The organism is Lactiplantibacillus garii (assembly GCF_003885105.1).
Classification (GTDB): Bacteria; Bacillota; Bacilli; order Lactobacillales; family Lactobacillaceae; genus Lactiplantibacillus; species Lactiplantibacillus garii.
In genome coordinates, this window is sequence record NZ_QWZQ01000108.1 from 1 (window position 1) to 1,299 (window position 1,299).

At 36.0% G+C, this 1,299-nt stretch carries 1 pseudogene; it reads right to left on the reverse strand.

The annotated features are described in order from the left end of the window. A pseudogene (locus D1831_RS14465) lies at window positions 1-1,299 on the reverse strand (hypothetical protein); the annotation flags it as partial.

Here is a 1,299-nt window from a genome sequence, read left to right on the forward strand (position 1 = left end):
GATATTTAACTTTTCATTAACGTGTTGTCTTTCCTGCTCCAGACTCATTGGATGAACCGAATGCCAATTTTTAAAGTCAATTAATACTTTCCTATTGGTTTTAAAATCAAATAATTCATTGTTTTTTAACTGTTCAATAGGGAGTAATGTCGTATCAAAAACATCCTCAATAATAAATTTGCCAACAACTTCGCCTAGAACACCCTTGTACAGGCTTTCATACTGGACTGGATTCATTATGTTATCATCTGGTATCCACGTAGTCGCAAATCCCTGGTCCTTAAAGGCATCGTACATCGTCTGTCGTTTTCCTTGATATTTCATCATGCTAGTCAAGCCAGATGCATTTGCCGAGACATCCATGAGTGCGTCATTAGATTTAGTGATAAATTCGTATTTTCCATAATCATTTACTTTTTTCACCTGATATTCTTTAATTTGATGGTTGTTGGGTAAATATTGTAGACAAGTTAGATTTAAATTTTGATACTGACGTAACCGTTCATTCGAAATTGTCGGATTAGACAGTATGAATTTACGAATATTTTGATACTGATCTGCTAAATCCCGATCACGTTGTAAGCCATTGACCAGCCAACCAACATTTTTATAGGAGTAAAAAGAAAAGTTTTCATTTTTCAAAGCAATTTTGCGATTCTCATAATCATCAGCATTGGCATCTACCAAATGCGACTTTAGTTCAATTAAAGACTGAAACTCTTTGCTTAAGCTATCAAAATCCAATCCAAACGTATGCAGTCGCGTAATAACACGATGGGATGCAATAATCTGTAGCTGTTCGATCTTATTAAACGCCCGATTCATTCTTCCAAGTGCCTGCAAAATTAGTCTTGTATTACTCATCATAAAACTAGGGGTATCCTGTGGCTTTTTAATCCTAACCCCCCTTGCTAGTGCAGATAATTGTTTAACAATCTCCGATCGACTGATTTCATTGGCATCCTGTAAGTACTCTAATTGGACGAGATACTTTAAAAATGCACTATTCATTCCTTCATAAAAATGGACATTAGAAAGTAAGTTTGTAATATCTCCAAGGTACATCCCTGCTAAATCTACCTGTTGGTATCGTTTGTCGCGCTTTTTATTAAAAAAATCAGGCTGGATGCATTTAACCCAATTAGTCTCGAAACGGCCTAGGTCGTGTTGAAAATTAAATTCCACGGAAGCGGTTGCATATGAACTCAACATATAAACGCGAGTATCCTTTTCACTTGGTAAAGATAAGGCGACCTTTATTTGTTCAGTAACGAGTGTTTTCTCGGCATCCTTTTTTCC